We start from the raw sequence: 9,373 nt of genomic DNA, 5'->3' as shown, positions 1-9,373 counted from the left end.
AGCGATATAGTTTTTCCGCAATGCTTTTATCAATGGGGAATGATCCGGTATTCCCGGACTCTTAATAACTTCAACAGCATTTAGAATTCGTTCTTCGGAATGACGTCCACTTTCAAACTCAATACCCGCATGTTCCAGTTCAGCCTGATACTGGGGTTTTATTTTGCCATAATCAGACACAAACACAGAGAACCCTTTGGCTTTTGCCAACAGGGCAGCTCCGGTTCCACTCTCTCCGGCACCAAGAACGATAAGCTCTTTCTTCATGCTTTATCTGATTTTCAGTGTTACAATCGTCAATACTGCCAGGATAATTCCCGTAATCCAGAAACGGGTAACAATCTTGGATTCAGAATAACCTTTCAGCTGATAATGATGATGCAAAGGTGACATCCTGAATATGCGCCGCCCTTCACCAAATCGTTTTCGTGTATATTTAAACCAGGAAACCTGAATCATCACAGACAGGTTTTCCACCAGAAATATCCCGCAAAGAATCGGAATCAAAAGCTCCATCCTGATAAGGACAGCAAACACGGCAATGATTCCACCGATGGTCAGACTGCCTGTATCGCCCATAAAAACCTGGGCCGGAAAGGAGTTGTACCACAGAAAACCAACCGTAGCTCCGATAAAAGCACTCATAAACACCACAAGTTCTTCTGAGTGTGGCACATACATAATATTGAGATAGTCGGCATAAATGGTGTTACTGGAAACATAAGCCAGAATCCCCAGGGTGGTTCCTATGATCGCCGATGTGCCGGTGGCCAGTCCGTCGAGCCCATCAGTAATATTGGCACCATTGGAAACCGCAGTAGTAATAAATATAACGGCAAATACAAAAACAATCCATCCCCAGTAAGAAGCTTTATCCCCCAAGAACCAAAGAACAGACTCGTAATTAAAACGATTTTCCTTAAAAAACGGAACGTTGGTAATAGGTGCCTTAATATATTTTGTTTCTGGCGATTCCACAATTTCTTCGGTCGTCACCTGCCGGGTTTGGGCATCGGCAGGAGAATCCATTCTCACCACCACATCATCGCTGAAATAAAGCGTGAGGCCAACGATGAGTCCCAGACCAACCTGACCGATAATCTTAAATCTGCCGGCAAGGCCTTCCTTATTCTTCTTAAATACTTTAATGTAATCGTCAAGAAAACCTATGATTCCGAGCCAAACAGTCGTCGTAATCATGAGTAAAACATAAACATTGTCCAGTTTCCCGAACAACAACACCGGAACAAGAATAGAAGTTATAATAATAAGTCCTCCCATGGTAGGAGTTCCTTTTTTCTGGTATTGTCCTTCCAGGCCAAGGTCACGAACAACCTCACCGATTTGCTGCTTCTGCAGTTTTCGGATAATCAGTTTCCCAAAGATGGTACCAATCAGAAGGGCAAAAATAATTGCCATTCCCGAGCGGAACGAAATGTATTGAAACATCCCGACACCGGGGAAGTCGATAGACTCAAGATACTGGTATAAATAAAAAAGCATAGCTATTGTTGTTGTTCAAAAAACTCTCTTATAATTTCTCTGTCATCGAAATGCGACCTTTGCCCTTTCACTTCCTGATAAGTCTCGTGACCTTTTCCGGCTACCAGCACAATGTCTCCCGGCTTGGCAATGCTGCAGGCCGTTCGGATAGCTTCACGCCTGTCAATAATAGTCAACACCTTGATGCGATCGGCAAACTGAACGCCCTCCATCATCTGGTCAACAATTGACTGAGGCTCCTCATCCCGGGGGTTATCGGAGGTTAAGATAACCTTGGAGCTTTGTTTCACAGCCTCTCCTGCCATAATGGGACGTTTGGTCACATCCCGGTTCCCTCCGGCCCCTACTACGGTAATGAGCGACTGCTCCGGAAGCCGGATATTATTGATGGCTTCCAGCACATTCTTCAATGCATCAGGCGTATGGGCATAATCGACCACGCCTGTAATTCCACTTTCCGACCGAACGGTTTCAAACCTTCCGGCAACCGGCTTCAGCCTACTCATAGCCACCAGTAATTCGTCTTTAGGCCAGCCAAGTTCTATACCGGTTCCATAAACAGCCAGCAGGTTGGACGCATTGAACCGCCCGATAAAAGGAGTCCAGAATTCATGACCATCGAGCATCAATTGCATCCCTTCAAAAACGCCCTCTATTATGCGTGCGCGGAAAGTAGCTATTTCACGTAATGAATAGGTTTTTGATACTGCTTTGGTATTCTGAATCATCACCCGCCCGTTTTTGTCGTCCAGATTGGTGATGGCAAAAGCAGATTCGGGTAACCCGTCGAAAAACATTTTCTTCACCCTAATATACTCATCAAAAGTCTTATGGTAATCCAGATGATCGTGTGTGATGTTGGTAAATATTCCTCCTTTAAATTCCAGCCCTGCAATTCGTCCCTGATGTACAGCATGGGAACTAACCTCCATAAAGCAGTAATCACACCCGGCCTCCACCATGCTGTGCATCAATCGGTTGAGGGTAATCGAATCGGGAGTAGTTAGTTTGGTTTCCAGTTTTAAGTCATCAACATAATTGGCCATGGTAGAACAAAGGCCTGCCTTAAAGCCCAGCAATTTAGCGGTATGGTAAAGCAAGGTGGCAATGGTGGTTTTTCCATTGGTTCCGGTCACCCCAACCAGCTTCAGTTTTTCAGACGGGGCATCAAAGAAATTCCGTGCCATTGAAGCCATAGCCTGATGAGAATCACTGACTTTAAGAAACACCACATTGGGATGATTCCCTTCGGGGATCTCCTCACAAACTATTACCAACGCACCTAAAGCAATTGATTTTTCAATAAAAGCATGACCATCTGCGCGGGCTCCTTTCACCGCAAAAAACAATGAATGAGGAGCAACATTTCTGGAGTCCAAAGCCAGGTCGGCAATCAGCGGATCGGCATCCCCTTTTCGTTCTGTAAACGTCACGCCGTTGATTATATCTGAAAGTCTTTTCTGCATATTGCTTTTCTTTTTCTTTTCAATATTCCGTTAAGCTTTTGCAAAACTTCGTGAATCAATTTCTTATTATCAAGAGAATCAGCCTCGTTAAAGCAAATAATATCAGCACCTTGAGCCACATAACCCCTCTAATCTCTAACCTCCTGCCTCTAACTAACCTCTACCCCCTAAGAATCAGACCACCTAGCGTCTTATTCAAGATAAATTATAATCGTCTCACCGCCATTTATCGGTTGTCCGGCAGTAATAGACTGCTTTACCACTTTCCCAAAACCACTAATGGCCACTTTAAGGCCTCTGTTTTCCAATACGGCCACTGCATCTTTGGCACCCATGCCCATCACCTGGGGAACAATTGATAAAGGGATGTTCTTAGGCACCAGTTCCACCGTATGTTCTTTGGCTTTGGTTGAAACCCACTCAGCATTCAATTCCTTATCAATTAAGGGAAAGCCAATTTCCTCAAAGATGACAGACAAATCATTTACCGTTCCCCCCTTTGACCATGGGTAAACGCCTTCCTCCACCGTTTCAGTAAAATAATCGTCATCCAGCTTGTTGTAACTCAAAGCATACACTCTGTCGGCAATTTCACGAAAAACTCTTCCTGCTACCACGTTGCCGTAATAAACATTATTTGAAGGACTGTTAACGGCCACAATACAAGAATACATAGGGCGATCGGCAGGAAAATACCCCACAAATGAAGCAAGATACTCAACGCCTCCTTCTCCTTTGTATCCCGATGACCCTTTGGCCAACTGAGCAGTACCGGTTTTTCCTGCAATTTTATATGTTTTATTTCTGATATTCAATGCAGTACCTCGTTCAACAACCCCTTTCAACAAGTCCTGAACTTTCTCCAAAGTGGCCACAGAGCAAATGGAAGGATTCAGTACCACAGGGTCAAATTCCCTAAGCAATTCACCATGTTGACTTACACCTTTGACAAACATGGGACGTACAAGTTTTCCGTTATTGGCCACCGCATTATAGAATGCCAATGTTTGAAGAGGTGTCTGTTTTACTTCATAACCAATAGACATCCACGGCAATGAAACGCCCGACCAGGACTTATCGCCCGGATATTTTATAACAGGCTTACCTTCTCCTTTAATTTCAATGCCCAGTGGTTCATTTAATCCCATGGAATAAAGTCGATCCACAAACCGTTGAGGATTATTCTTGTAATTCTCATATATAATTCTTGAAATACCAATATTCGAGGACTTTTCGAAAGATTCTCGAACTGTTATTTTGCCAAAACCTCCGTGATGGCTGTCCCGCATAATTCGGTCATAATAGGCAAAAGCTCCCGTTCCGGTATCTACGGAGTCGGTCAATCGCACCGCTCCATCCTCCAGGGCAGCAATAATTGAAGCCAGTTTAAAAGTAGAACCCGGTTCAACCGCCTCACCAATAGCATAATTAAAGTGATCTTCAATATAGATTCCGGGACTGCTCCGAAAGAGGTTTACCATCGCTTTCACAGCTCCGGTTTCCACTTCCATCAGTATGGCCACACCATGGTCTGCATCATGCATTTTTAGCTGATTTCGAAGCGATTGCTCAGCCACATCCTGAAGGCCGATATCCAGTGTGGTAATAATATCGCGTCCATCTCTTGGGGGAACATCCTCCTCCGGAATCCAGCTGCCGGCAATCCTTTTCCAGGTACTCAGACCATTAGCTCCCCGCAATACATGGTCGTAAGCCCTTTCCAGACCTACCATTCCCCCCTTGGCTCTCTCTCCGTAAAGTTTTCCGATGGTTCGGGAAGCCAGCGATCCGAATGGATGACGTCGCTCATCATATTGCCTTGGAATAAAGCCACCTGTATTTTTACCCTGTCTGAAAATTGGAAATTCTCTGACTTTCTGAAGTTCCAGATAAGAAATCTTACGCGGATGCACCAGATAATAGCGTGAACCATCCCTGCGTGCTTTCACCAGATCACGCTTGTAACCGGATGTACTTTTATCGCCGAAGAAACGAGATAAGCAAAGCGCCAGACTATCCACTTTTGAGTTAAACAAACCACTCGTCAGTCCATTGGCATGCAGATCCATATAAATACGGTAACTCGGCACCGACAAAGAAATTTTCTGTCCTTTCTCGTCCAGAATATTTCCACGATTAGCTTCAATCACAATACTGCTGCTTTCGAGTGTCCGGGCTTTCTCCTCCCAGCGTGAAGCCTCAAAAACCTTCAAACTGACAACTTCAAACAAAATCCACAGCATTAAAGCTCCAAACACAAAGTAGATGGCAGCCAGCCTGAATATTATTTTTTGTTTGATGCTCATAGAACCCAATCTGATAATTTCCCCAACTATTTTGTTTTACAGTCTAATCCAGTTTTTCCACCTCCAGTTTTCGTGGAGGCGTTTTCAGCACCTCCAATTCAATACCGGCATTATTAACCCGCTCCATCACTTCACTTTGTTTACTCATGTTCATTAGTTCTGACGAAGTAGTAATTGCCTCGTATTTAAGTTCTTTCAACTCATGTAGCAAATCCGCCTGCCTGTCCAGATGATGCTCCATCTGATAACTGTTTCCAATATACAACACTCCCAGAAACACCAAAAAAGCAAGAAATCCCCAGTGCTGTCCGACACTTTTTTCTGCCAGAAAACGACCGTACAGCAACTCCTTAAAAGAGATTCCTTTCAGTTCTTTAAATTCCTCCTGACCTGACAGGAAATCACGCTCTTCCTTCTGACTCTTTTTATTTCCAAACTTAAACAACCTCATAACTTCTCTGCAATTCTAAGTTTCGCACTTCGCGCTCTGGGATTCTCTTTCACCTCTTCATCACCTGCCTGTACCGCCTTACGGGTAACAGCTTTAAACGGAACCTCACGGTGGCCGTATAAATCTGTTTCTGCCTGAGACTTGGAAAAATCCCCAGAGCGAATAAAATTCTTAACCATCCGGTCTTCCAACGAATGATAGGCAATGACTACCAGTCGTCCACCGGGTTTTATCACCTTCGGCATTTGCATAACCACATCTTCTAACACTTCCATCTCCTTATTGACCTCAATTCTTAGAGCCTGAAAAACCTGAGCCAGAAATTTATTCACATCCTTTCTCGGGGCAACTGTTTGGGCCAAATCTTTCAGATGTCCGGTGGTTTTAAAAGGGGTTTGATTCCGCGCATTTAAAATAGCTCTTACCAGCTTGCCACATGATGGAACCTCACCATACAACTTAAAAATGGAGAACAGCTTCTCTTCGGAATATCTATTCACAATATCCGCAGCAGTTACTTTTATTCCCGGCCCCATCCGCATATCCAAAGCACCATCAAACCGGAAAGAAAAACCTCTTTCGGGCGAATCAAAATGGTGTGAAGAAACCCCTAAATCGCCTAATACCCCGTCAACTTTTTCAAAACCCAGGTAATCGAGAAAATGCTGCAGATAGCGGAAATTGTGTTTTATCAGAATAAACCTGTCATCTTCGGGGGCATTTCCCCAGGCATCGGCATCCTGATCAAATGCAACTAAACGTCCATGTGGCCCAAGATGCTTTAAAATCTCGCGACTGTGACCTCCCCCTCCAAAAGTAAGATCCACATACACCCCATCGGGTTTGATATTCAAACCATCAACGGAGGTTTTCAATAAAACCGGAATGTGGTATTCTGTTATCATTAGGTTTTTTTATACTGCAAAAATATTATCAATTATTCTTCTTCAGGCATGGATTTACCTAAAATTTTTTCGGCAAGGTCTCCCAGGTTCTCACCCGGCATTACCCCCTGCTCGTACAGTTCTTTGTTCCAAACTTCAATATACTGATCAACGCCCAGCAACACAATTTCCCTGTCCATTCCAATTTGTTCGGCCAACCTTTTGGGTATTAGGAAACGCCCATTCCCGTCTAAAGACACTTCGGCTGATCCCCGGAAAAAATGTCTCAAAAAACGCGAATGTTCTCTATTATAGGAATTAATCCTTGTGCGAATATCCTTCAACTTCTCCTCCCACACAGAATATGGGTAAATATGGAGACATGGCTCAAACAGATCTTTGCGCACAACAAGGCGCAAGTCGTCGTCTCCCAGCACCCGCTTAAAGGCTGAGGGAAAGACAATGCGCCCTTTAGCATCCGTCCTGCATTCAAAATCTCCTATAAATGTGAACATTACAGTTTGGGTAATATTTTCGTAAAACTACAATTTTTTTAAACCACAATCAACCACTTTACACCACTTTATTGCAATTATTTGATAAAAACTCTTCAATAAGAGTCCGGACACGGTTTTCAATAACCTGATATTTTTTTTGTAATATTGCCCTCCAAATAGTTCTAACCCGATTAATTCATAAATTTTAATCCAGTGGAAACGAACAATCTCAAGGACAGTATTCAAACACAAAAACTAATTGATGTTGAAAAGGTTTTTGCCGGCAAAAATCCCGGACTGTTTAAAATCATCCCATCATTTGTATTCCGTTATCTAAAACGAATCATTCACCAGGAGGAGATCAACGATTTCATATCGCAACAAGGAGATTTAAGAGGAGCCGGGTTTGCTGAATCTATCCTAAAAAACCTGTTTGGCGCTGACTTTCAAGCTTTCGGACTGGAAAAGATTCCGGAAGGCGGGCGTTATCTTTTTGCCAGCAATCACCCACTTGGAGGATTGGACGGAATTGCATTTCTGGTGGCTGTAAGCCGAAGGTTTCCAAAATTAAAGTTCCCGGTCAACGACATACTGCTGAATTTAAAACCTCTGGACAATATTTTCGTACCCATAAATAAACACGGAGGGCACTCTCGCGAAGCAGCCCGGCAAATTGAGGAGGCCTATCAATCAGACAATCAAGTACTGATGTTTCCGGCAGGGCTGGTCAGCCGCAAACAGAAAGGCATCATCAAAGATCTAGAATGGAAAAAAAACTTCATACGCAAAGCCATTCAACATCAAAGAGATATAATCCCCGTTCATATAACAGGAAAAAACACCAATTTCTTTTACCGGCTGGCCAACATCCGAAAAATTTTAGGCATAAAAGCCAATATTGAAATGTTATACCTTCCCGATGAAATGTTTAAACAGCATGGAGAAAACCTGACCATTCGTTTTGGGGACCCGATACCGTGGCAGACACTAAAAGAGAGCGGCACGCCTGATAGCTGGGCAATGAAAATAAAGCAAAAAAGCTATGAGCTTGCAAAAAACCATTAATTTTGTAAAACCCTTTCCAATGATACCCATCCGGAAGTATATAGAACTCTATACCACCGGAAACTGTTAACCATAAAGAATGGGTGTGGTATAAAAAGGTATATCTTTTTCAAAACCGAGGCGTTGAAAAATTTTTGAACCACAGTTAAATTACTGTTAATAAGGATTTAAAAATTTAAATCCGAGTAATTTGACAATAAAGATGCTTTTTAAACCAAACTCACAAGATGCATGTTCCAAAAACGAACCAATTATAAGCTAATGAATTCTGAGAAACCAATTATCCCCCCCGTACCACGGGAAGAACTGGAAGCAGAACTCACCCGTGAACGCTTTGTACGTTTTACCAATAAGGGTGAGAATAAAATTTATGATTTTACAGCCAATGATGCACCAGCTCTTATGCGCGAAGTAGGACGTTTGCGTGAAGAATCCTTCAGAGCTGCAGGTGGCGGTACAGGTAAAGATTGCGATGTGGACGACTACGATATCGGTGACAATCCATATCACCAGCTTATAGTCTGGGATCCCAAGGCCAAAGAGATACTTGGAGGCTACCGCTATATCATGGGGAGAAGTATGAAGCCTGATGCAGAAGGGAAAGTGCACCTTGCCACCGCCCGGATGTTTCACTTTTCTGAACAATTTATCAAAGAGTATCTTCCCAAAACCATAGAACTTGGTCGTTCTTTTGTCCAGCCCCAATATCAGTCAAGTAAAATGGGAGCCAAAAGTCTTTATGCGCTTGACAATCTGTGGGACGGACTGGGCTCGCTGATCATCAATTTCCCCGACATGGAGTATTTCTTCGGAAAAGTAACCATGTACACCCACAGCAATCTAAAGGTCAGGAGTCTCATAAGGGCTTTCATGGACAAGTACTTTAACGATCCCGACAATCTGGTTTATCCATACAACCCTGTTAATTCGGCATTGACTGACAGCGAAATAAGAGAAATATTTTCGGGAGCATCATTTTCTGATGATTACAAAACCCTCAGCAAATCAGTACGCGAACTGGGTGAAAATATACCTCCGTTAATCAACGCCTACATGAACCTTTCACCATCGATGCGCACTTTTGGTACATCTGTCAATGAACGATTTGGCGGGGTGGAGGAAACAGGAATCATCATCACCATAAAGGAGCTTTATCAAGCCAAGATAAGCCGCCATGTTCATACTTACAGATCGGAAGAGC

At 43.3% G+C, this 9,373-nt stretch carries 8 protein-coding genes and 1 pseudogene; 2 read left to right on the top strand and 7 right to left on the bottom strand.

Translation table 11 applies throughout. From position 1 onward, the window contains the following. From QZZ43_RS11585 to QZZ43_RS11555, 7 genes and pseudogenes are all read right to left on the bottom strand, one after another. Positions 1-267: pseudogene (locus QZZ43_RS11585) on the bottom strand (UDP-N-acetylmuramoyl-L-alanine--D-glutamate ligase); the annotation flags it as partial. A 3-nt stretch (positions 268-270) separates the two neighbouring features. Beyond that, entirely contained in the window at positions 271-1,503 is a 1,233-nt protein-coding gene (gene mraY / locus QZZ43_RS11580; RefSeq protein ID WP_291859340.1) for a phospho-N-acetylmuramoyl-pentapeptide-transferase, read from the bottom strand. Positions 1,504-1,505: 2 nt separating this feature from the next. Beyond that, positions 1,506-2,969 carry a UDP-N-acetylmuramoyl-L-alanyl-D-glutamate--2,6-diaminopimelate ligase gene (locus QZZ43_RS11575; protein WP_291859337.1) on the bottom strand — a complete coding sequence of 488 codons (1,464 nt, stop codon included), beginning with the start codon at positions 2,967-2,969 and terminating at the stop codon, positions 1,506-1,508. A 191-nt stretch (positions 2,970-3,160) separates the two neighbouring features. After that, positions 3,161-5,275: a penicillin-binding protein gene (locus tag QZZ43_RS11570; protein WP_291859334.1), complete on the bottom strand. Its 2,115-nt coding sequence runs from the start codon at positions 5,273-5,275 to the stop codon at positions 3,161-3,163. Positions 5,276-5,318: 43 nt separating this feature from the next. After that, entirely contained in the window at positions 5,319-5,726 is a 408-nt protein-coding gene (locus tag QZZ43_RS11565) for an FtsL-like putative cell division protein (protein ID WP_291859331.1), read from the bottom strand. Continuing rightward, the gene (rsmH, locus tag QZZ43_RS11560) at positions 5,723-6,631 is read right to left on the bottom strand and encodes a 16S rRNA (cytosine(1402)-N(4))-methyltransferase RsmH (protein ID WP_291859328.1); all 909 of its coding nucleotides are present in this window, start codon (positions 6,629-6,631) and stop codon (positions 5,723-5,725) included. Before rsmH ends, QZZ43_RS11565 begins: the two co-directional genes overlap by 4 nt. Positions 6,632-6,663: 32 nt before the next feature. After that, on the bottom strand, positions 6,664-7,125 hold the full coding sequence (locus QZZ43_RS11555) for a division/cell wall cluster transcriptional repressor MraZ (protein ID WP_291859326.1): 462 nt from the start codon (positions 7,123-7,125) through the stop codon (positions 6,664-6,666). A 195-nt stretch (positions 7,126-7,320) separates the two neighbouring features. On the opposite strand from QZZ43_RS11555, the gene QZZ43_RS11550 reads away from it, so the two are divergent. Then, positions 7,321-8,172 (top strand): 1-acyl-sn-glycerol-3-phosphate acyltransferase, encoded by an 852-nt coding sequence (locus QZZ43_RS11550; RefSeq protein WP_291859323.1) that lies wholly within the window; start codon positions 7,321-7,323, stop codon positions 8,170-8,172. Positions 8,173-8,433: 261 nt separating this feature from the next. Next, on the top strand, positions 8,434-9,373 hold a 940-nt coding region (locus QZZ43_RS11545; protein WP_291859320.1), incomplete at its 3' end, for a GNAT family N-acetyltransferase.

The organism is Marinilabilia sp. (assembly GCF_016278715.1).
GTDB lineage: Bacteria > Bacteroidota > Bacteroidia > Bacteroidales > Marinilabiliaceae > Marinilabilia.
Note: the sequence above shows the minus strand (reverse complement) of the source record. Positions and strands in the feature narration are given on the sequence as shown.

What these genes read in the sequence shown, in the direction of transcription:
- QZZ43_RS11565 (WP_291859331.1), bottom strand. Translation starts at nt 5,726, where the DNA reads ATGAGGTTGTTTAAGTTTGGAAATAAAAAGAGTCAGAAGGAAGAGCGT.
- rsmH (WP_291859328.1), bottom strand. Translation starts at nt 6,631, where the DNA reads ATGATAACAGAATACCACATTCCGGTTTTATTGAAAACCTCCGTTGAT.
- mraY (WP_291859340.1), bottom strand. Translation starts at nt 1,503, where the DNA reads ATGCTTTTTTATTTATACCAGTATCTTGAGTCTATCGACTTCCCCGGT.
- QZZ43_RS11575 (WP_291859337.1), bottom strand. Translation starts at nt 2,969, where the DNA reads ATGCAGAAAAGACTTTCAGATATAATCAACGGCGTGACGTTTACAGAA.
- QZZ43_RS11570 (WP_291859334.1), bottom strand. Translation starts at nt 5,275, where the DNA reads ATGAGCATCAAACAAAAAATAATATTCAGGCTGGCTGCCATCTACTTT.
- QZZ43_RS11555 (WP_291859326.1), bottom strand. Translation starts at nt 7,125, where the DNA reads ATGTTCACATTTATAGGAGATTTTGAATGCAGGACGGATGCTAAAGGG.